This is a genomic window from Modestobacter sp. VKM Ac-2978 (genome assembly GCF_026968025.1).
Classification (GTDB): domain Bacteria; phylum Actinomycetota; class Actinomycetes; order Mycobacteriales; family Geodermatophilaceae; genus Modestobacter.
The window spans coordinates 418,951-439,795 of sequence record NZ_JAPVBP010000002.1 but is presented as its reverse complement, the minus strand read 5'-3'; the positions used below and the strand labels follow the sequence as shown (position 1 = coordinate 439,795).

Annotated in this window: 20 protein-coding genes; 7 read left to right on the top strand and 13 right to left on the bottom strand. The window is 74.1% G+C overall.

All coding sequences use genetic code 11. From position 1 onward, the window contains the following. Positions 1 to 88 precede the first annotated feature (88 nt). A complete protein-coding gene (locus O2W53_RS05960; protein WP_269162089.1) occupies positions 89 to 1,102 on the top strand; it encodes an iron-containing redox enzyme family protein in 1,014 nt (337 codons plus the stop codon). 19 nt (positions 1,103 to 1,121) lie between these two features. On the opposite strand, the gene O2W53_RS05955 is transcribed toward O2W53_RS05960, so the two are convergent. From O2W53_RS05955 to O2W53_RS05935, 5 genes are all read right to left on the bottom strand, one after another. Continuing rightward, positions 1,122 to 2,396: a hypothetical protein gene (locus O2W53_RS05955; protein ID WP_269162088.1), complete on the bottom strand. Its 1,275-nt coding sequence runs from the start codon at positions 2,394 to 2,396 to the stop codon at positions 1,122 to 1,124. Positions 2,397 to 2,503: 107 nt separating this feature from the next. Further along, positions 2,504 to 2,866, bottom strand: a complete 363-nt coding sequence (locus O2W53_RS05950) for a CDGSH iron-sulfur domain-containing protein (protein WP_269162087.1) — start codon at positions 2,864 to 2,866, stop codon at positions 2,504 to 2,506. Between the two features lie 75 nt (positions 2,867 to 2,941). Further along, complete coding sequence (locus O2W53_RS05945; protein ID WP_269162086.1) at positions 2,942 to 6,043, bottom strand: bifunctional [glutamine synthetase] adenylyltransferase/[glutamine synthetase]-adenylyl-L-tyrosine phosphorylase; 3,102 nt, start codon at positions 6,041 to 6,043, stop codon at positions 2,942 to 2,944. Between the two features lie 2 nt (positions 6,044 to 6,045). Next, positions 6,046 to 6,777, bottom strand: coding sequence for a type 1 glutamine amidotransferase (locus tag O2W53_RS05940; RefSeq protein ID WP_269162085.1), 732 nt, complete (start codon positions 6,775 to 6,777; stop codon positions 6,046 to 6,048). Between the two features lie 98 nt (positions 6,778 to 6,875). Beyond that, entirely contained in the window at positions 6,876 to 8,225 is a 1,350-nt protein-coding gene (locus tag O2W53_RS05935; protein ID WP_231558041.1) for a glutamine synthetase family protein, read from the bottom strand. Between the two features lie 177 nt (positions 8,226 to 8,402). Here O2W53_RS05935 and O2W53_RS05930 point away from each other — a divergent pair, with 177 nt between their 5' ends. Then, positions 8,403 to 10,256, top strand: a complete 1,854-nt coding sequence (locus tag O2W53_RS05930; RefSeq protein ID WP_269162084.1) for an NAD+ synthase — start codon at positions 8,403 to 8,405, stop codon at positions 10,254 to 10,256. After that, positions 10,253 to 11,083 (top strand): 3-methyl-2-oxobutanoate hydroxymethyltransferase, encoded by an 831-nt coding sequence (gene panB / locus O2W53_RS05925; protein ID WP_269162083.1) that lies wholly within the window; start codon positions 10,253 to 10,255, stop codon positions 11,081 to 11,083. The genes O2W53_RS05930 and panB overlap by 4 nt, the downstream gene beginning before the upstream one ends. An 81-nt stretch (positions 11,084 to 11,164) precedes the next feature. Here the strand turns inward: panB and npdG are convergent, their stop codons facing one another. Then, entirely contained in the window at positions 11,165 to 11,860 is a 696-nt protein-coding gene (npdG, locus tag O2W53_RS05920; protein WP_269162082.1) for an NADPH-dependent F420 reductase, read from the bottom strand. An 88-nt stretch (positions 11,861 to 11,948) separates the two neighbouring features. Then, complete coding sequence (locus tag O2W53_RS05915) at positions 11,949 to 12,137, bottom strand: hypothetical protein (RefSeq protein ID WP_036334802.1); 189 nt, start codon at positions 12,135 to 12,137, stop codon at positions 11,949 to 11,951. A gap of 161 nt (positions 12,138 to 12,298) precedes the next feature. On the opposite strand from O2W53_RS05915, the gene O2W53_RS05910 reads away from it, so the two are divergent. Together O2W53_RS05910 and O2W53_RS05905 are read left to right on the top strand one after the other, a co-directional pair. Next, positions 12,299 to 13,462 carry a GGDEF domain-containing protein gene (locus tag O2W53_RS05910; protein ID WP_269162081.1) on the top strand — a complete coding sequence of 388 codons (1,164 nt, stop codon included), beginning with the start codon at positions 12,299 to 12,301 and terminating at the stop codon, positions 13,460 to 13,462. 60 nt (positions 13,463 to 13,522) lie between these two features. After that, positions 13,523 to 14,845: a M24 family metallopeptidase gene (locus O2W53_RS05905; protein WP_269162080.1), complete on the top strand. Its 1,323-nt coding sequence runs from the start codon at positions 13,523 to 13,525 to the stop codon at positions 14,843 to 14,845. On the opposite strand, the gene O2W53_RS05900 is transcribed toward O2W53_RS05905, so the two are convergent. The 3 genes from O2W53_RS05900 to O2W53_RS05890 all read right to left on the bottom strand — a co-directional run bounded on the left by O2W53_RS05900 (position 14,778) and on the right by O2W53_RS05890 (position 17,316). Further along, positions 14,778 to 15,587 carry a potassium channel family protein gene (locus tag O2W53_RS05900; RefSeq protein WP_269162079.1) on the bottom strand — a complete coding sequence of 270 codons (810 nt, stop codon included), beginning with the start codon at positions 15,585 to 15,587 and terminating at the stop codon, positions 14,778 to 14,780. The genes O2W53_RS05905 and O2W53_RS05900 overlap by 68 nt on opposite strands. Positions 15,588 to 15,605: 18 nt before the next feature. Then, positions 15,606 to 16,028: a ChaB family protein gene (locus O2W53_RS05895; protein WP_269162078.1), complete on the bottom strand. Its 423-nt coding sequence runs from the start codon at positions 16,026 to 16,028 to the stop codon at positions 15,606 to 15,608. A gap of 103 nt (positions 16,029 to 16,131) precedes the next feature. Next, a complete protein-coding gene (locus O2W53_RS05890; protein ID WP_269162077.1) occupies positions 16,132 to 17,316 on the bottom strand; it encodes an endo-1,4-beta-xylanase in 1,185 nt (394 codons plus the stop codon). A 181-nt stretch (positions 17,317 to 17,497) separates the two neighbouring features. Here O2W53_RS05890 and O2W53_RS05885 point away from each other — a divergent pair, with 181 nt between their 5' ends. After that, entirely contained in the window at positions 17,498 to 18,523 is a 1,026-nt protein-coding gene (locus O2W53_RS05885) for a LacI family DNA-binding transcriptional regulator (RefSeq protein WP_269162076.1), read from the top strand. A gap of 12 nt (positions 18,524 to 18,535) precedes the next feature. Here O2W53_RS05885 and O2W53_RS05880 read toward each other — a convergent pair whose 3' ends face one another. Genes O2W53_RS05880 through O2W53_RS05870 form a run of 3 tightly spaced genes read right to left on the bottom strand, consistent with a single transcriptional unit; the run spans position 18,536 to position 20,273 of the window. After that, positions 18,536 to 18,778, bottom strand: coding sequence for a hypothetical protein (locus O2W53_RS05880; protein WP_269162075.1), 243 nt, complete (start codon positions 18,776 to 18,778; stop codon positions 18,536 to 18,538). Positions 18,779 to 18,828: 50 nt separating this feature from the next. Then, complete coding sequence (locus O2W53_RS05875; RefSeq protein ID WP_269162074.1) at positions 18,829 to 19,086, bottom strand: DUF2795 domain-containing protein; 258 nt, start codon at positions 19,084 to 19,086, stop codon at positions 18,829 to 18,831. A gap of 59 nt (positions 19,087 to 19,145) precedes the next feature. Next, positions 19,146 to 20,273: a baeRF2 domain-containing protein gene (locus tag O2W53_RS05870; RefSeq protein ID WP_269162073.1), complete on the bottom strand. Its 1,128-nt coding sequence runs from the start codon at positions 20,271 to 20,273 to the stop codon at positions 19,146 to 19,148. A gap of 220 nt (positions 20,274 to 20,493) precedes the next feature. On the opposite strand from O2W53_RS05870, the gene O2W53_RS05865 reads away from it, so the two are divergent. Continuing rightward, positions 20,494 to 20,829, top strand: a complete 336-nt coding sequence (locus O2W53_RS05865) for a hypothetical protein (RefSeq protein ID WP_269162072.1) — start codon at positions 20,494 to 20,496, stop codon at positions 20,827 to 20,829. Positions 20,830 to 20,845: the final 16 nt, after the last annotated feature.

The window sequence follows — 20,845 nt, the reverse complement described above, 5'->3', positions numbered from 1 at the left end:
CCGAGGTGCGGGGTCCAGCAGCGAGTGGTGCACGACCGATCGGCCCGCGGAGGTTCCGGACGGCGGCGGGCTGGGCATGATCGGACCCATGCGCCTTCCGAAGTCACGGGGCCCCGTCAGCGCAGCGCTGAGCGCGGACCTCACCGCCGGGTCGACCCTCAGCTCTCGCACGCTCGCCGCCGCCGAGGGGCTGGCCGCCTCGGCGACCGACCCGCTGACCGACGACGACCTGCAGCTGACCCTGGCCATCTGCTACGAGCTGCACTACCGGGGCTTCGACGGGGTGGACGACGCCTGGGAGTGGGACCCGGAGCTGCTGCGGCTGCGCGCGCTGCTCGAGCAGCGCCACCTCGCGGCGCTGCGGGCCCTGGTCACCCCGGTGCAGGTCACCGACGAGCCGGTCGACCAGCAGCTCACCGCCGTGATCGCCGCCGACGACGGCCCGTCGCTGTCGAGGTACCTGGCCAAGCACGGCACCCGCGAGCAGTGGCAGGAGTACCTCACGTTGCGGTCGGTCTACCACCTCAAGGAGGGCGACCCGCACACCTGGGCCATCCCGCGGATCAGCGGGCGGGCCAAGGCGGCGATGGTGGAGATCCAGGCCGACGAGTACGGCGGCGGATCGGCCGAGCGCATGCACAGCCAGCTGTTCGCCGGGATGATGGCCGACCTCGACCTGGACACCGGTTACGGCGCGCTCTGGGACGCCGCCCCCGCGGTGGCGTTCACGTCGGTCAACACCATGTCGCTGTTCGGGCTGCACCGCCGGTTCCGGGGCGCGTGCCTGGGCCACCTGACGGCGGTGGAGATGACCTCCTCGGAGCCCAGCCGCCGCTACTCCTCCGGGCTTCGCCGCCTGGGGTTCGGCGAGCAGACCAGCGTCTTCTACGACGAGCACGTGGAAGCCGACGCCGTCCACGAGCAGATCGCCTCGGTCGACATGTGCGGGTCGCTGGTGGCCGAGGACCCGTCGCTCGCCGCCGACGTCCTGTTCGGCGCCCAGTGCTCGCTGGCCCTGGACGGCCTGACCGCCGAGCACCTGCTCGGCGCCTGGGAGGCCGGGCGTTCCGGCCTGCGGCAGGAGCAGCCGGTCGCCGCCTGAGGCGACCGGCTGCCCGGCCTCAGCGGAGGCCGAAGACGGACAGGGTGCCGTCGTCCTCGTTGCTGGCGACGAACAGGCCGCGGGACGGGATGGCGAGCAGCCCCTCCGGTGCGTCGCCGACCCGCAGCACCTGGAGCAGCTCCGGCGCGGCGTCGCGGTCGGTGTCGTAGACCAGCACGGCGTCCCCGCGCTCGGCGCCGATGAACGTGTAGTCGACCCCGCGCATCCGGGCCACCTCGGCGCCCTCGAACTCCGCGCCCTTGTCGTCGCTGCGCCCGTCCGGGTACGCACCGACGGCGGCCAGCGCCCGCTCGGCGGAGCCGCCGCTGCCGTAGAGCACCTCCCCCGTCTGGCTGAACACCGTCCAGCCGCGGCCGCCGGCCGGCTCCTCGGCCAGGTCGCCCTCGTCGGCGGTGACCAGGTTGCCGCGCAGCGTCCACTGCACCGTGTCCGGCTCGCGCGGGGCGACCAGCAGGTCGTCGAAGGCGACGACGTCGTCGTCGACGGTGTCGGCGTCGGTGCGGGTGACCGTGCCGGCCGAGAAGGAGCTGACCACCGTGCGGCGGGCCAGGTCGACCAGCGCGATCGCGTTGTTCTCCTGCAGGGTGACGGCGGCGATGTCCCGGCCGTCGACGTCGACGAACTCCGGCTCCGGGTCGTCGGCGAACACGGCGCCCGGCAGCCCGGTCAGCTCGACCCGGCCGACCGTCCACGCGCTCACCGGGCCGCGCAGGTCGACCACCGAGAGGAAGCCGGCCGGCAGCTGCGGGAGGCCACCCTCCACGTCCCCGACCTCGATGTCCTCGTCGCGCTGGTTCTCGATGGCGATGGCCGCGAAGACGCCACTGGGGCCGATGTCGATCGAGTCGGGCTGACCGCCCAGGTCGATGGTCCGCACGATCGCGCGCCGCGGCAGGTCGACGACCGCCAGGTGGCCCGAGGGGGAGGCCAGGTCGGTGGTCGTGCCGACCGCGACCAGGGCATATCGGGCGCTGGAGGTGATCGTGACCGAGGTCGGCGAGCCACCCACGTCGATGGCCCCCCGGTCCCGCGGCGCGCTCGGGTCGCTCAGATCGACCAGCCCGATCCGGCCGAGCTCGGAGTCGGTGTAGACGACCGTCCGCCCGTCCGGGGTGGCCGAGATGATCTCGGCGACCTCCCCCTCCACGGGGAACGTGGCCAGGGGCGTGAAGGTGCGTGCCGGTGCGGCTGCGGCCGGGCCGGCGGCGGCCAGCAGGGCGAGCGCGCTGAGCGAGAGCACGGCGGTGACGGGACGGAGCGGACGACGGAGCACGGGCCACCTCGGGAGTTCGGGTCAGGGTCGTCGCCGACCCTGGTACGCCCGCACGGCCGGCAGGTGGCCCACCGGCGAACACGCGGTGGACCGGGGCCGACGTCCGCTCAGGTCGGCGGACGCTGCCCGTCGTCGGCCTCGCGGCCGGCCTCCTGGAACAGCCGGGCCGCCGGCCGAGGACGCGACGGGGCGCTGCCGGAGTGGAACCCGGCGCGCTTGTGGGTGCCGTCGCAGAACGGCTTGATCCCGGACTTCCCGCAGCGGCACAGCGCCACCGTCCTGCGGCCCGGGTCGATCTCCTGGCCGTCGGTGTCCACCAGCTGGAAGTTGCCGCGCACGATCAGCGGACCGTCCCGGTAGGGCGTGATGGTCGCCGTCGGCTCGTCGACCGGGGGTTCGTCGCGCACCCGGGCGTCGGTCACGTCGGCGGGGTCGTCGGACACGGGGTCCGGGCTCTCATCGGTGGGCACCGGTCGATGGTGCCCGGGACCGGTCGTGCTCAACCGACCACCCCGTCGACCGGGCACGGGCGGCCGTCCACCGACTCAGCCGTCCTCGGTCCGGCCGTAGAAGACGCGCTCCACGACCGTGCGCGCGTGCCGGGTGACCCGCCGGTACTCGTCCAGGAACTGCCCGGCGTCGGTCTCCGGCCCGTACCCGCACGCCCGGGCCACCCCGCTCAGCTCCAGCCCCTGCCGGGGCAGCTGGTCACCCGGCCGGCCGCGGACCAGGAAGACCGCGTTGCGCGCCCGGCTGGCCAGCTCCCAGGCCGCCCGCAGCGCGTCCCGCTGCTCGTCGTCGAGCAGGCCGGCCTCCCCCAGCGCCTCCAGGGCCGCCACCGTGCCGGTGACCCGCAGCGCCGGGTGCGTCGCGGCGTGCTGGAGCTGGAGCAGCTGCGCGGTCCACTCGACGTCGGCCAGCCCACCCCGGCCGAGCTTGGTGTGCGTGGCCGGGTCGGCGCCGCGGGGCAGCCGTTCGCTGTCCACCCGGGCCTTGACCCGGCGGATCTCGGCCACCTGCTCGGCCGAGAGCCCGGCGGCCGGGTAGCGCAGCCGGTCGATCAGCGCCACGAACTCCCGGCCCAGCGCCTCGTCCCCGGCCACCGGCTCGGCGCGCAGCAGTGCCTGCACCTCCCAGGTGGAGACCCAGCGCTCGTAGTACTCGGCGAACGCGCTCAGGCTCCGCGACATCGCGCCCTGCCGGCCCTCGGGACGCAGGTTGGCGTCCACCTCGAAGGCCGGGTCGGGGGCGGGTTCGCTCAGCAGCCGGCGCAGGGCGTGCGCGATGGCGGTGGCCGCCGACGTGGCCCGGCCCTCGTCCGCACCCGGGCGGACCCGGTGCACGAAGAGGACGTCGGCGTCCGAGCCGTACCCCAGCTCCGCACCGCCCAGCCGGCCCATCCCGATGACCGCGACGTCGACCGGGACGTCGGCGACCGCTAGCCCGGTCTCGGCCGCCCAGCTGCGCACAGCGGCGTCCAGGCCGGCACGCAGCGTGGCCACCGCGACGTCATACAGGGCCTGGCCGACCCGGAGCACGTCCAGCCGGCCGAGCAGGTCGGCGCAGGCGATCCGCAGCAGCTCCTGCCGGCGCAGCGACCGCAGCACCTGCACGCCGGCGCTCGGGTTGTCGGCCCGGGCCACCGCCTGCCGCCACGCCGAGGTGAGCGCGTCGGCGCTGCGGGGCTCCAGCTGGGCGTCGTCGGCGAGGATCCGCATCGCCTCCGGCGTCCGGGTCAGCAGCCCGGCGACGTACTGGCTGGAGCCCAGCAGCACGGCCAGCCGCTCGGCGGCCTGCCCCTCGTCCCGCAGCAGCCGCAGGAACCACTGGTCGTTGCCCAGCGCCTCGCTGACCTTGCGGTAGGCGAGCAGCCCGGCGTCGGGGTCGGCGCAGGAGGCGAAGCTCTGCAGCAGCACCGGCAGCAGGTAGCGCTGCATCGACGCCGACCGGCTCAGCCCACCGGTGAGCACGGTGAGGTGCCGCAGCGCGCCATCGGGGTCAGCGAAGCCGAGCGCCCGCAGCCACTCCCCCGCTGCCTTCGGGCCCAGCTGCAGCTGCTCACCCGGCACCCGGGCGACCGAGGACAGCAGCGGCCGGTAGAAGAGCTTCTCGTGCAGCCGGCGCACCACCCGGGTGTGCAGGGCCAGCTCCGCCTGCAGGACGGCGACCGAGTCACCGCGGTCGTCGGGCTTGTAGCCCAGCGAGCGGGCCAGCCAGCGCAGCTGGTCACCGGCGACCGGGAGCAGGTGGGTGCGCCGCAGCCGCAGCAGCTGCAGCCGGTGCTCGACGGTGCGCAGGAAGCGGTAGGAGGCGATGAGCGTGGCGGCGTCCTCCCGCCCGATGTACCCGCCGGCACCGAGCACGGTCAGCGCGGGGATCGTGCCGCCGGCGCGCAGCGAGACGTCGGCCCGCCCGTGCACCAGCTGGAGCAGCTGGACGCTGAACTCGACGTCGCGGAGGCCACCACGGCCGAGCTTGAGCTGCCGCTCGGCCTGGGCGGCCGGGATGTTCTGCTCCACCCGGCGGCGCATCGCCTGGATCTCCGCGACGAAGCCGGGGCGGTCCCCGGCCTTCCAGACCAGCGGCCAGATCTCGTCCACGTACTCCCGGCCCAGCCCGGGGTCCCCGGCCACCGGCCGCATCTTGAGCAGGGCCTGGAACTCCCAGGTGCTGGCCCACTGGTCGTAGTACGCGCGGTGCCCGGCGACGGTGCGCACCAGTGCACCGGCCTTGCCGTCCGGGCGCAGCGCTGCGTCCACCTCCCAGGCGGCCTCCCCGCAGATCCGCATCAGCGCACTGGCCACGCGCGCCGCGCTGGCCGTCGCCGCGGCGTCGTCCTCCCCGTCGACGGGCTCGGCCACGAAGACCACGTCGACGTCGCTCACGTAGTTGAGCTCCCGCCCACCGCACTTGCCCAGCGCGATGACGGCCAGCCGGCACGGCGTGGCGTCGGCCGGCTGCTCGGCGAGGGCCACGGCGAGGCCGGCGGTGAGCACGGCCCCGGCGATGTCGGACAGCTCCGCGGCCACCTCGTCGGCGGGCAGCCCGTCGCCGAGGTCACGGCCGGCCAGCGAGAGGACGGCGCGCAGGTGGGCGTGCCGGAGGTCGCGGACCCGGGCGGGTTCGGCGTCGGGCGCGGCGGTGCCCAGCCGCACGCCCCACGGCGGGTCGTGCGGGTCGGCCCCGACGGCGAACAACAGCTGCTGCTCGAGCTCCTGCGGGCTGGGGCGGGCGGTGCGGTCCTCGGTGTCCAGCACCACCCAGTCCGTCGGGTGGGCGGCCAGGTGGTCGGCGAGACCGGCAGAGGCACCCAGCACGGCGAGCAGCCGGGAGCGGACCGTCGACGAGCCCCGCAGCCGGGCCAGCAGGGCGGCCGCGAGCTCGCCGTCGGCGTCGGCGGCGTCCAGGGCCTCGACCAGCCGGGCCAGCGAGCGGACGGCGAGATCCGGGTCGCCGGCGCGGGCCAGCGCGGAGACCACCGGCGCGGCCTCGGGGTCGGCCGGCTCGTTGCGCTCCAGGTCCCACAGGCCCAGCGCCGAGGAGGCCAGCAGCCGGGCCACCCGGGCGCCGTCGTCGAAGCCGAAGCGCACCAGCCGGACGACGGCGCGGCGGGGCACCTCGTCGTCGAGCTGCGGAGCGGCCGCCACCGTCAGCCCCCGGTGGTGGCGCGAGCGCGCACCAGGTCGGCGAACCGCGCCGCGAAGGGCGCCCAGACCTCGGCGAGGTCCGGGTGCACGGCGGTCGCGCGCGCACAGATCGTCTCGACGTCCAGGCCGCTGCTGGCCACCCCGACCGCATCGCCGTCGGCCCACTGCCGCACCAGCGCCGGGTCGGTCTCGATGTGGAACTGCAGGCCGTAGACGTGCTCCCCGACCCGGTAGGCCTGGTGCTGGTACCGCGGGTTGCTGGCCAGCAGGGTCGCGCCGGCCGGCAGCCGGTCGACCTCGTCGTGGTGCCACTGGAGCACGTCCGGCGACAGCGGCAGCGGCGCGAACAGCGGGTCGGCGTCGGCGAGGTCCCGCTTGGCCACCAGCGTCGCCCCCACCTCCGGACCGTCGGCGCCGACCCGGGTGCTGCCGCCGCCGACCTGGGCCAGCAGCTGGGCGCCCAGGCAGATCGCCAGGGTCGGGACGTCGGCCGCGACCGCTTGAGCCAGCAGGTGCCGCACGCCGACCAGCTCCGGTGAGGTCTGCTCGTCGTCCAGCGACGACTGCGGGCCGCCCATCACCAGCAGCCCGTCGAACCCGGTCAGGTCAGCCGGCAGCGGCTCACCGCGGGACAGCCGCCGCTCGTCGAGCTCCAGCCCGGCCTCGCGCAACCACTCCCCCAGCCGGGTCGGCGGGTCGGTGTCGGAGGGGACGACGACGAGCAGACGGGCCATGTTCGCAGCGTAGTGAGCGCCGTCAGGTCTGGACTGGAACGGCCCCCTCGCAGGGGCCCGGGCCGAGCTCGCGAGGCCTGGGGGGCGAGGGGGTCCTTCTACAGGCCGGGGAGGTAGCGCTTGAGCTCGAAGGGGGTGACGTTCTGCCGGTAGGAGTTGAACTCCTCCCACTTGTTTCGCAGGAAGAAGTCGAAGACGTGCTCCCCCAGGGTCTCGGCGACGAGCTCGCTGCCCTGCATCGCGGTGAGCGCCTCGCCGAGGGAGACCGGCAGGTCCTCGTACCCGGCCGCCCGCCGCTCGGTGTCGGTCAGCGACCAGACGTCGTCCTCGGCCTCGGGCGGCAGCTCGTAGCCCTTCTCGATGCCGCGCAGGCCGGCGGCCAGCAGCACCGCGAAGGTGAGGTACGGGTTGCACGCCGAGTCCGGCGAGCGGACCTCGACCCGGGCGGAGTTGCCCTTGTTCGGCTTGTAGGAGGGCAGCCGCACCAGCGCCGACCGGTTCGCCCGGCCCCAGGTCGCCGCCGTGGGCGCCTCGGTGCCGGCCAGCAGCCGCCGGTAGGAGTTGACCGTCTGGTTGGTGACCGCGGTCATCTCCCGGGCGTGGGTGAGCAGCCCGGCGATGAACTGCTTGCCGGTGGTCGACAGCCGCATCGGGTCGGCCGGGTCGTGGAAGGCGTTGCGGTCGCCCTCGAACAGCGACAGGTGGGTGTGCATCGCCGAGCCGGCCAGCTCGGTGAAGGGCTTGGGCATGAAGGTCGCGTGCACGCCCTGGGCCAGCGCCACCTCCCGGACGACGTGCCGCAGCGTCATGATGTTGTCGGCCATCGACAGCGCGTCGGCGTACCGCAGGTCGATCTCCTGCTGGCCCGGGGCGACCTCGTGGTGGCTGAACTCCACCGAGATGCCCATCGCCTCCAGCGCGAAGACCGCCTCCCGGCGGAAGTCGTGGGCCACGTTGTGCGTGGAGAGGTCGAAGTAGCCGCCGACGTCGGCCGGCTCGGGGGGCGTGCCGTCGCTGGGCAGGTCCTTGAGCAGGAAGAACTCGATCTCGGGGTGGGTGTAGAAGGTGAACCCCATGTCGGCGGCCTTGCCCAGCGCCCGCCGCAGCACGTGCCGCGGGTCGGCCCAGGCCGGCGAGCCGTCGGGCAGCGTGATGTCGCAGAACATCCGCGCGGTCTCGCTGGCCTGCCCGCGCGAACCCGGCATGACCTGGAACGTGGCCGGGTCCGGCTTGGCCAGCATGTCGGACTCGTAGACCCGGGCGAAGCCCTCGATCGCCGAACCGTCGAAGCCGATGCCCTCTGCGAACGCGGCCTCGATCTCGGCCGGGGCCACCGCGACGGCCTTGAGATAGCCGGAGACGTCGGTGAACCACAGCCGCACGAAGCGGATGTCGCGCTCCTCCAGGGTGCGCAGGACGAACTCCTGCTGGCGGTCCATGCTGGCCATGCTCCACTCCCGTCGTGACAACGGTGTTACGTGGTCCCCAGCCTGCCCCCTCGGAGGGGCCGGGCGGAACAGGCGCCCCGGACCGGTCGCACGCCACCGCGCACGTGACGTGAACCACAGCCACCCGGGGAGTCCCCACCTGGGCGACCGGGCGGGGCGGCGACCACACTCTCCGGTGTGAGTGATCAGCAGCGGACGGCGGAGTCGGCGCGGCAGTTGCGGGTGGCCCTGGCCCAGGTCGACACCCGGGTCGGCGACCTCGCGGGCAACGCGGAGCTGGTCGTCGAGTGGACCCGGCGGGCCGCCGGCCGCGATGCCCACCTCGTGGTGTTCCCGGAGATGACGCTGACCGGCTACCCGGCCGAGGACCTGGTGCTCCGGGAGTCCTTCGCCCGGGCCAGCGAGCAGACGCTGGTCGAGCTGGCCGGCACGCTGGCCGAGCAGGGCCTGGGCGGCACCGCCGTCGTCGTCGGCTACCTGGCGCACACCGAGGGAGCCGGCCCCGCCCCGGTGGACGAGATGCCGACCGACGCGGACGACACCCCCGGCGACGCCAACCCCCGCCGCGGTGCCCCGCGCAACGCCGCGGCGCTGCTGCACGGCGGGGAGGTCGTGGCGCGGTACCACAAGCGCCACCTGCCCAACTACGGCGTCTTCGACGAGGCCCGCTACTTCGTGCCCGGCACCGAGCTGCCGATCGTGCGGCTGCACGGCGTCGACGTCGCGCTGACGATCTGCGAGGACCTCTGGGTCGAGGGCGGCCCGTGCGGGGTGGCCGGGCAGGCCGGGGTCGACCTCGTCGTCTCCCCCAACGCCTCCCCCTACGAGCGCGCCAAGGACGACCTGCGGCTGCCGCTGGTGCAGCGCCGCGCCGCGGAGGCGAACGCCCCGATCGTCTACTGCAACCAGGTGGGCGGGCAGGACGAGCTGGTCTTCGACGGCGACTCGCTGGCCGTCTCCGCCGCCGGCGAGCTGCTCGCCCGCGCCCCGCAGTTCGTCGAGCACCTGCTCACCGTCGACCTGACGGTGGACCCGGCGGCCGTCCCGGTGCGACGGGAGGGCCGGATCGGCCCGATGACGGTCACCCGGCACCTGGTGTCCGAGCAGCCGGTGGCCGCCTACCCGGCGCAGCCGGGGACGGTGGCCGAGCCGCTGAGCGACTGCGAGGAGGTCTGGCGGGCCCTGGTGCTGGGGCTGCGCGACTTCATCGACAAGAACGGCATGCCCTCGGTGGTGCTCGGCATGTCCGGCGGCATCGACTCGGCGGTGGTGGCCGCGCTGGCCGTCGACGCCCTGGGCGCCGACCGGGTGGTCGGCGTCGGGCTGCCCTCGCGGTGGTCCAGCGAGCACTCCCTGGCCGACGCCGCGGACTCGGCGGAGCGCCTGGGCATGCACTACTCCGTCGTCCCGATCGCCCCGGTCGTGACGGCGTTCGAGGAGGCGGTGGAGCTGTCCGGCGTCGCCGCGGAGAACGTCCAGGCCCGGGTGCGCGGGACGCTGCTGATGGGGCTGTCCAACCAGCACGGCCACCTGCTCCTGGCCACCAGCAACAAGAGCGAGGTCGCCGTCGGCTACTCCACGCTCTACGGCGACGCCGCCGGTGGCTTCGCCCCGATCAAGGACGTGCCCAAGACCCTCGTCTGGGACCTCGCGCGGTGGCGCAACGCCCACGCCCGGGACCGCGGCCAGGTGGAGCCGATCCCGCAGAACTCCATCGACAAGCCGCCGTCGGCCGAGCTGGCCCCCGGGCAGCAGGACAGCGACTCGCTCCCCTCCTACGAGGAGCTGGACGCCGTCATCGCCGACTACGTCGACCGAGACCTGGGGCTGGCCCAGCTGCTCGAGCGCGGCCACGACCCCGAGGTGGTGGCCCGGGTGCTGCGGCTGGTCGACCTGGCCGAGTTCAAGCGCCGCCAGTCCGCGCCGGGCACCAAGATCTCGCTCAAGGCGTTCGGCCGGGACCGCCGGCTGCCGATCACCAACCGCTGGCGGGAGAGCCTGCCCAGCGTCCGCGAAGGAGCGGCCCGATGACCGAGTCCCCCCTCTACGGCGGCACCGCCACCGCCCGGGTGCGCGTCCACCACCTGCAGCAGGCCAAGGAGCGCGGCGAGAAGTGGGCGATGCTCACCGCCTACGACACCTACGCGGCCGCCGTCTTCGAGGAGGCCGGCATCCCGGTGCTGCTGGTCGGTGACTCCGCGGGCAACGTCGTCCTCGGGCACACCTCGACCGTGCCGGTGACGGTGGATGACCTGCTGCTGATGACCAAGGCGGTCACCCGCTCCACGAAGCGCTCGCTCATCGTCGCCGACCTGCCGTTCGGCAGCTACGAGTCCGGCCCGCAGCAGGCCTTCGACACCGCGGTGCGGATGATGAAGGAGGGCGGGGCGCAGGCGGTCAAGCTGGAGGGCGGCGTCCGGGTGGCGCCGCAGATCCGGCTGCTCACCGAGGCCGGCATCCCGGTGATGGCGCACATCGGCTTCACCCCGCAGAGCGAGCACGCCCTCGGCGGATTCCGGGTGCAGGGCCGAGGTGCGGGGGCCGAGCAGCTGCTCGCCGACGCGCACGCCGTGCAGGACGCCGGCGCGTTCGCCGTCGTCATGGAGATGGTGCCGGCCGAGATCGCCGGGCAGGTCACCAAGGAGCTCACCATCCCGACGATCGGGATCGGCGCCGGGCCGGACTGCGACGCCCAGGTGCTCGTCTGGCCGGACATGGCCGGGATGACCTCCGGGCGGGTGCCGAAGTTCGTGAAGAAGTACGCCGACCTGCGCGGCGAACTGCTCCGAGCCGCCCAGGAGTACGCAGAAGAGGTCCGCGACGGCTCGTTCCCGGCCCCGGAACACTCCTTCGAGTAGCGGTGATGTGCAGCGAGGGCGTGTTCCCGGCCGGGAACACGCCCTCGCTGCACATCACGCCCCCCACCGGGGGGCGCGACCTCACACGTCGGTGATGCGGACGCCGGCGTGGGCCTTGTAGCGGCGGTTGACCGACACCAGGTTGATCGTCAGCGCCTCGACCTGGCGGGCGTTGCGCAGCCGGCCGGCGTAGACCCCGCGCATCCCCGGCAGCCGGCCGGCGAGGGCCTGCACCAGGTCAGTGGCCTCCCGGACATCACCGACCACCATCACGTCGCCCTCGAGCGTCGGCTGGGAGAGGTCCTCCAGCGTCACGGCCGAGAGGTGGTGGAAGGCGCCGACGACGGAGCTGTCCGGCAGCAGGGCGGCGGCCTGCTGGCACACGCTGCCCTCCGCCACGTCCAGCACGTAGGCGCCGAGCTCGTCCCAGCCCATGGGGACGACGCAGTCGACGACGACCTTGCCGGCCAGCGGGGTCGCCAGCTCGGCGAGGGTGTCGGCGTGCCCGGCGTACGGCACCGCGACGATGACCAGGTCCGCGGCCCCCGCGACGTCGGCGTTGGAGCCACCCCGGACCGACACCCCGACGCCACCGGCGGCCGCACCGGCCCGGGTGGCCACCTCGCCGGCGACCTCCTCGGCGCGTGCGGCGTCCCGGGAACCCAGCAGCACCCGCTGCCCGGCCGCGGCCAGCCGCACCGCCAGACCCCGCCCCTGCGGCCCGGTGCCACCGAGCACGCCGACGACGAGGTCCTCCATCGCGCGTCCGTCCGTCACGGCTCCTCCTGATCCTCCGGGCGCCCTTCCGGACGCCCCCTGCCGACGATCATGCCCCGCGCGGCCGCGGACGGCCGCGCGGGTCGGCTCAGCCCCGGCCCTCCTCCCAGGCGCGGTCGGCGGCGTCGGCCGCCTCGTTCCGCTCGGCGACCTTCTCCAGGGCGGCCTCGGCCTCCGCGCGGTCGTCGTACGGGCCCAGGCGGTGCCGCTCGGCACAGCCGTCCCGCGTCTCGACGGCGTGGTGCTTCAGGCAGTAGAACCACGGTCCCTGCGCCATCGTCGGCTCCTCTCGTGGTGTCCGGCTCGTCATGTCCAGCCTCGCATCCGCTGGTCGTCCTCGCCGTCGGTCAGTCGTTGTACCCAGCAACAGAACCGGTTCCGGAAATGACACGCCCCATCCCGTTCTGCTGAGCCGCCACCTGCGGCATGCTCCTGCCCATGACGGGGGCCCACACGCCCAGCACACGGCGCGACGGGGAGTCGACCCGTGCGGCGCTCGACCCCCTGCGTCCCGGCCGGGGGCCGGAGAGCGCCCTGGTCGCCGGGGCGCTGGCGGTGCTGCTCGCGGTGAGCGCGGTCCTGGGCTCGATCAACCTCTTCATCGACGGAGCGGTGCGCGAGGGCGCCAGCCGTCCGGTCTACGCCGTCACGCTGGGCGCCTGCCTCCTGCTCGCCGCTGCCCTCGGGGTGCACCGGCGCGCCGGTGAGGCCGCGACCGTCGCCCTCGTGCTGTTCGGGGACCTGGTCTACGTGGTGTTCGCCTGGGCGACCGGCGACCCGCTGCGCTACGCCCCTCCCCTGATGCTGCTGTTCACCTGCCTCGTCGCCGCCTGGTTCCTCGGCATCCGCGCGCTCGCGGTGCACATGGTCGCCGTCGTCGTGGCCTGCTGGCTCGCCCTGGCCGACAGCTACCCGGGCACCGCCGGCCTCGTCGTCGCCGTGACGGCCAGCGCCGGGCTGCTCAACGCCGCCACCTTCGGCGTCTTCGTGCTGCGCCGGCGGGTGCAGCGCCTCCTGACGGCGACCCAGGCGCTGTCCTCCACCGACCCGCTGACCGGCCTGGCCAACCGGCGGTCCCTGGTCGACCAGGCGCCACGCATCTGGCGGCAGGCCCGGCGCGACGGCCAGCGGGTGGCGGCCCTGGTCCTGGACCTGGACCACTTCAAGCGGCTGAACGACACCTACGGCCACGCGGTCGGCGACGCCGTCCTCCGCGAGGTGTCCGGCGCCCTGGCCGCCAGCGTGCGCCCGGCCGACGTGTTGGCGCGCACCGGCGGGGAGGAGCTCGTCGTGCTCGGGCTGGTGTCCGACCCCGACGTGGCCTGGCGGCTGGCGCAGCGGCTCCGGTTGGCCGTCGTGGACAGCGAGTGCGGACGGCAGCGAGGGGTGACCGCCTCGATCGGGGTCGCGCTGGCCGGCCCGGTCGACGGCGAGGACCCCACCGACGCGCTGTGGCGGCTGGTCGACCGCGCCGACGCGGCCATGTACCTGGCCAAGCAGGGCGGCCGGGACCGGGTGGTCGTGGCCGGCAGCCTGCCCGTCCACCGCCCCCCGGTCGCCGGTGGCGCACGGCGTGCTCCGGGCGGCGGCGGGATGGCCTGAGCAGGAGCAGCGCCCCAGCGTCCCCGGGCGGCCCGGGCGGCGGTCTGCTTTCCTGCCAGCATGATCGCGACCGCAGACCGGGGCGTCCCGGACCCCACCCGCACCGTGCCGCTGTCGCTGCGCGAGCAGGCCGACGTCCGGGACCGCTGGCTGACCCAGCGGCTGCTCGACGTGCTGCCCGGGCTGATGGACCGCGCGGAGATCGACCTGTGGGTGGTCGTCGGCCGCGAGTACAACGAGGACCCGGTGCTCCCGACCCTGCTGCCGGCGACCTGGCTGTCGGCCCGGCGGCGCACGATCCTGCTGTTCCACCGCAGCGACGACGGCGTCACGGCCGCGGCGGTCTCCCGGTACCCGGTCGGTCAGTTCCTCAGCTCCTGGGACGCCGACGAGCAACCGGGGCTGACGGCGGAGGAGTCGCAGTGGACCGCCGTCCGCCGCTTCGTGGACCAGGCAGCGCCGCGCACGATCGGCGTGGACGTCTCGGCCACCTTCGCCCACGCCGACGGCCTGGCCCACACCGAGCACGACCTCCTGGTGCAGGCGCTGGGCCCGCACGCGGAGAAGCTGGTCTCGGCCGAGCAGCTCGCGGTGGGCTGGCTGGAGACCCGGCTGCCCGAGGAGATCGCCGCGCTGCACGCCCTGAACCGGCTGGCCCACGAGGTCATCGACGAGGCGTTCTCACCGGCCGTCATCACCGTGGGCGAGACGACGGCGCTCGACGTCGCCTGGTGGATCCGCCAGCGCTTCGCCGACCTCGGGGTGGACGCCTGGTTCCAGCCCACCGTGGGGCTGCAGCGGGCCGGCAGCCCGCTCGCCGACGAGCGCGGCACCGTGCTGCCCGGCGTCCGCTACGACGCGGTCATCGAACCCGGTGACCTGGTGCACTGCGACGTCGGGCTCTCCAGCCTGGGCCTGATGACCGACACCCAGCGCAACGCCTACGTGCTGCGCCCCGGGGAGGGCGCCGCCCCGGCCGGGCTGGTCGCTGCGCTGGGCGTCGGCAACCGGATGCAGGACCTGACGACCGCCGCACTGCAGCCGGGCCGGACCGGCGACGAGGTGCTCGCCGCCGCCCGCGCCGCCGCGGCCGCGGCCGGCATCGACGGCGACGTCTACTCCCACCCGGTCGGGGTGCACGGTCACGGCGCCGGCCCGGCCATCGGGATGTGGGACCAGCAGGACGGCGTCCCCGGCGCGGGTTCGGCGCCGGTGCACCCGGACACCGTCTACGCGCTGGAGCTGTGTGTGCGCGTGCCGGTCGCGGAGTGGGGCGGTCAGCTGGTGCGGATGGCCCTGGAGCAGGGCATCGCGCTCACGGCTGCGGGCGTGGAGTACCTGGACCAGCGGCAGACCGAGCTGATCCTGATCCCGTCGGCCTGAGCTCACCGAGGGGCTGCCCGGCGAGGTCGCTGCGCAGCCGGCGGACCTCCTCGGTCAGGTCGGCCAGCTGCGCACGCAACACGGCGTCGTCCGCCTCGTCCTGGGCCTGGGCGGCGTCGGCGACCCGGCCGACGAACCAGGAGGCGACCGCGGCGGTGACCACACCGAGCAGGGCGATGCCGCCGACCATCAGCAGGGCCGCCACCAGCCGCCCCTCACCGGTGACCGGGTACTCGTCGCCGTAGCCGACGGTGGTGATCGTGGTCAGCCCCCACCAGACGGCGTCCCCGTAGTCGGTGATGACGGCGTCGGGGGCGTCCCGCTCGGCGTCGTAGACGGCCAGGGAGGCCATGAAGACGACGAGGGCGGAGATCGAGGTGACGTAGTAGGCGACCCGTCCGTGCAGCGAGACGGTGAGCGAGCGGTCGAGCACCCGGGCGACGCGGACGAGGCTGATGATCCGCAGTGGGCGCAGCAGCGGCAGGAGCACCGCCAGGCCGTCCAGCCAGTTCTGCCGGACGAACCGCCACCGGTGCTCGGCCAGCACCAGCCGGATGACGTAGTCGGCCAGGAACACCGGCCAGACCCCGACGGTCACCACCAGCAGGACCGTCTGCACCCAGCCCGGGAAGCCGGGTTGCAGCACCCGCCAGGCGTAGGCCACGACGAACAGCACGGCCACCACGACCAGCGGCCACTGGCTGGCCCGCTCGTAGCGGGCCCTGATCTCCTCCCGGTGCACCCGGTCAGTGTCGCTGGGTCACTTCCGGCGTGCCTCGGCGGTCTTCCGGTCGTTCGCCTTCTGGATCGCGTCGACCAGCTCGTCCTTGTCCATCGTCGACCGGCCCTCCACGTCCAGCTCCTTGGCGACGTCGTAGAGGTGGGACTTGGAGGCGTTCGCGTCCACCCCGCCCTTGGTCTCCCGGTCGGTGTCCCGGCCGCCCTCGGCCTGGGGGTCACTCGGCCCCTTGTGGTCCTTGGGCTCCCAGTGGTCGCCCACCTTCTCGTGCGTGTGCTTCACCGCGCTCCAGGCGACCTGGTTGGCCCGCTGCTCGTCGCCGTAGGAGTCGGCGGCGGAGTCGTGCGCCTTGGCGAAGGTCCGCTGCGCCTTCTCGTCCGAGCGCTGCAGGGTGCTGGGGATCTCGTCCTGCTTCGCGTCGCCGCTCTTCGTGGTCTTCGGCATGGCCGTTCTCCTCGGTCGTCGGGACGGTCGACCTCGGACGGCTACCCGGTGGGGAGCCCGGCCAGTCACCGGGCTCCCCACCGGGGTCAGGCGATCCCGTCGGTCACCGCACGCCCAGCCAGCGGGCCTTGGCGAGGGTCACGGCCAGCGCCCAGTAGGCGGGCTTGCGCGTGTAGTCCTCGAACATCACGTTGGCCGCGCCGGTGCCCTCGAAGAAGACCGGCACCCAGGAGTACTTGTCGTTGAAGCCCCAGATGGTGAAGGAGTTGCAGCCCTCGACACCGACACAGGCCTCCAGCGCCCAGCGGTACCAGTCCGCCTGCTGGCTCAGCTGCTCCTTCGTGGGTCGGCCGTCCTCCCCGAGCGGCATGCGGACGTCGAGCTCGGTGATCGCCGTCTCCAGCCCGAGGTCGTCGAAGCGCTGCAGGTTCTGCTCCAGGGTGGCCGGGAACGGGTACTCGAAGCTCAGGTGCGCCTGGGTGGCGAAGCCGTGCAGCGGCACGCCCTGGGCGAGGAGCTCCTGCGACAGGGCGTAGTAGGCGTCGCTCTTGGGCCCGATGTCGTCGACGGCGTAGTCGTTGAGGAACAGCTCCGCCGTCGGGTCGGCCTCGTGCGCCCAGCGGAAGGCGTCGGCGACGATGCCCGGGCCGAGCTCGCTGATCCAGATGTTCTCCGGCCGGAAGGTCGGGTCCTCGCCGTCGGTGAAGATCTCGTTGGCGACGTCCCACTGCTGGATCTTGCCCGCGTAGCGGCCGACCACGGTCTGGATGTGGTCCTTGAGGATCGCGCGCAGCTCCTCGGGGGTGAAGTCACCCTCCTGCAGCCACGCCGGGTTCTGGCTGTGCCACAGCAGGGTGTGGCCGCGCACGACCTGCCCGTGACGCTCGGCGAACTCGACGATCGCGTCCATGGGGCCGAAGTTGTACTGGCCCTGCTCGGGGTGGATGAACTCCCACTTCATCTGGTTCTCCGGCGACAGCGAGCTGAACTCGCGCGCCAGCGCCTCGCGGTACTCCTCGTCGTAGGTGAACGGGTCGGGGTAGTCCTGCTCGAGGTGGTGCCCGCCCCCGGCGACGGCGGTGCCGATCTCCAGGTCCGGCGGCGCCACGTCGCGCAGGCCGAGCCGGTCCAGGGCCTTGTGGACCCGTTGCTCCACCGCGTGGTCGGGGGCTCGACCACGCTCCCCGGCTGCTGCCGGGGCGAGGGTGGCGCCGAGGAGGACGGGCAGCATGCCCACCCCCACCGCGCACCGGACGAACGTTCGGGACAGGGACTGCTGGGAGCGCATGGCGCAACCTCTCGTCGGCGTCATTGCCATACCGGGAACTTCCGGAACTGCTGCGCGGCACGTTACGAACGACCGGGCGTCGTGACAACAGGTCCTCGGCGTGTCCCGTCGTCAGCCGGTCGGGCCCGGCGGGCGCACCGGGGCGCCGTAGGGTGAGCCCTTCGACGAGGAGGAGGGGTCCGTGTCCGACACCGAGACGCGCACGGTCACCATCGCGGCCATCGCGGCCGAGGCGGGGGTGTCCGTGCCCACGGTCTCCCGCGTCCTCAACGGCCGTTCGGACGTCGCCCCGCACACCCGGGAGCGGGTCGAGCGACTGCTGCGCGACCACGGTTACCGACGTCGCGGGAGCCGGCCCACCACCGCCGCCCGGCTGATCGACCTGGTCTTCAACGACCTCGACAGCCCCTGGGCGGTCGAGATCATCCGTGGCGTCGAGGACGCTGCCCACGCCGAGGGCGTGGGCACGGTCGTCACCGCGATCCACCGGCGGGCCAGCGACACCCGCTCGTGGCTGGACAACCTCGCCGGGCGCAACAGCGACGGCGCGATCCTGGTGACCAGCGACGTCGACCCGTCGCTGCACGCGGAGCTGCGCCGGCTGCACGTGCCGGCCGTGGTGATCGACCCGGCCGGGGTCCCGGAACTGGACGTGCCGACGATCGGTGCGACCAACTGGGCCGGCGGGCTCACCGCCACCGAGCACCTGATCGGCCTGGGCCACCGCCGGATCGGCGTCGTGGCCGGCACACCCACCCTGCTGTGCAGCCGGGCGCGCCAGGACGGTCACCGCGCCGCGCTCGAGGCGGCCGGTCTCACCGTCGATCCCGCCCTGCTCCTCGTCGGCGACTTCAGCCACGAGGCCGGTTTCCGGGCGGCCACCGAGCTGCTGCAGCTGCCCGAGCCCCCCACCGCCATCGTGGCCGCGAACGACCAGATGGCCTTCGGGGTGTTCGAGGCGGTCCGTCGCGCGGGTCTGCGGGTGCCCGAGGACGTCAGCGTGATCGGCTTCGACGACCTGCCCGTGGCGCAGTGGTCCTCACCGCCCCTGACCACCGTGCACCAGCCGCTGTCGGAGATGGGGGCGCTCGCCGCCCGCACCGTCCTGCGGTTGGTGCGGGGCGAGCACCTGGAGACCCCGCGGCTGGAGCTGTCGACCCGGCTCGTCGTCCGGGAGAGCACCGCCCCGCCCCGTTCCGCGGGCTGAGCGGCCCCCCGCCTAGGGCAGGTCGGCGGTCTCGGCGGACTGCCGGTGCCCGCCCTGTGCGTCGTCGGGGTCGGCGTGCACGGTGCGCTCCTCGGACTCGGCGAGGATGACTGCGGCCTGCACCTTGGGGTCCAGGCCCTCGTTGGTGGGGTCGGTGTCGCCCTCGACGGCCTGCTCCTCGGGCAGCAACTGCGCCCGGGTCTCGACGTTGTGCTCGGTGACGTTGGCGATCGCCTCGGGGGACGGGTCCTTCATGGAGGGCATGGTGCTGCCCTACCCACGTCCCCCGAGCCGATGCCTGCCGATCAGAAGCGCTGTTGCTCGGTGTGAATCCCGAGGGCCTCAGCGACCTCCTGGACGTTGCCGAACTCCTTGCCGGCCGGCAGCCGGTTCAGCGAGGCGAGCACCCTGTCGGGGGCCTGGGACTCCCGGGCCTTGGCCACGAGCGCGTCCTTGTCGGCCGGCCAGACCTCCTTGCCGAGCGCCTCGGCGATCGCGGCCCGCTGCTCGAGGTCGGCCGGGTCGGTGCCGGGGGCGGTGCCGGGCTGGTGGGGATCGGTCATGGGGTCCTCCTGGTGTTCGATCGGCCGCGGTGCGGCCGGGGATGCGGGTGACCCTGGGGTCAGCTGGGGGTGGAGGCGTCGGTGTAGCGGAGGACGGCGGCCACCGGGACGCCCTCGGGCATCGCCGTCCGCGGGACGACGACGACCGCCGCGTCGCTGGCGACGGCGGCACGCAGCAGCGCCTGGTCGGCCGGGATGCGCTCGGCGCCGGAGACCCCGAGGGCGGTCATGTCCGCGTCGTCCACGCCGATCTGCAACGGGTCGGTGCCGACCAGCAGCTGCTCGTCGTCGACCTGGTCGGCGATGACCAGGGTCTCGACCTGGGCCTTCCGCAGGGCCTCGACGACCTGCGCGGTGCCGGTGACGGCCAGCCCGTGGGCCGACGCCGCCTGGACCTGCTCGACCGCCTGCGCCTGCCCGTGGGCCTCGTGCTCGGCGACGAGCTCCAGCGCTCGGAGCTGGACCGGCGCACGGTCGGCCCCGGCGGCGCGGCCACCCTCCTCCATCGAGACCAGCACGTCGCCGACCTCCTTGCTGGCCTTGTCGGCGAGCAGCTGACGCGCCCGCACGTCGCCGGCGACGAGCACGAAGCGGGCGCCGGTCCGGGTGACCAGCTGGTGGAGGTGGTCGGCCACCTGGCCGGCGTTCTCCTCCCACTGGTTCTCCGCGGTGTGCATGTAGGTGTTGTGCGCCCAGCCGCCCACCTTCACCTTGCGCATGTGGAAGGTGTCGCCCTCGATGGTGTCCTCGTCGGTGGGGCGACCGGGGACGGTGGCCACGGAGACGTCGGCACCGACGCGGTCGGCGACCACGACGACGTGTGGCACCCGGCCGGCGAGCTGGCGCAGCACCGGCAGCAGGTCCGGGTGGGGCGACCAGTGGGCGACCGGGTCGCGCGGGACGTCGGCCAGCGCCTCGTCCAGCACCACGGAGCCGTCGGCGGCCACGATCAGGGCGCGGCCGCGCAGGGTGGCGATCTCACCACCGTCGTTGGCCTGCAGGAGCTGGCTGCGCACCGACTCGACCACCCCCTCGGGTGCGCCGTCGGCGGCCAGTTCCTCGCAGACCGCGCGGACTCGCAGTTCGACCTCGGCGTCGGCGTTCTCGGTGGTGTGGGTGACATCGGCGCAGACCGTGGCGTACGGGCCGGGCGCGCTGAACACCTGTTCCAGGAAGGTCACGTCCATGGGACGGGGGCTCCTTCGTGTGGTCGACGTGTGCGACGGGGCCTGCTCTCGACCCCGATGCGTTCGTCGTCGCGGCCTACCCACCGCTCCCGCCGTCTCACACGCGGTGTGTCAGCCCACGCCGCCCGGGTAGCAGAAGGACCCTCCTGCCCCCCACCACTCGCCGGCTCGCGGCGGGAACCTGCAGGAGGGCCCAGAAGCACAACAGGAAGGAGCCGGGATGTCCGAGCGCGACAGCCTCCCGTTGCCCGACTACGACCACCTGCCCGTGGGGAGCCTCACCTCCCGCATCCGCACCCTGGACGCCGACGGCCTGCAGACCGTGCTGGCCTACGAGAAGTCGCACGCCAACCGGGTGCAGGTCGTCTCCGCGATGAACCACCGGCTCAGCGAGCTGCAGTCCGGCGACCAGCCCTCCGGGGGCGACCCGGGCGCCGTCCAGCCCGAGCAGGCCCCGGCGCCGTCCGCTGGGTCACCGGTGTCCGAGGCGACCACCGGGCCGCCGGTCAACCCGCCGTCCCAGGGCGTCCCGACGAACCCCGCCCAGCCCCGCTGACCCGAGGGGTCGGGCG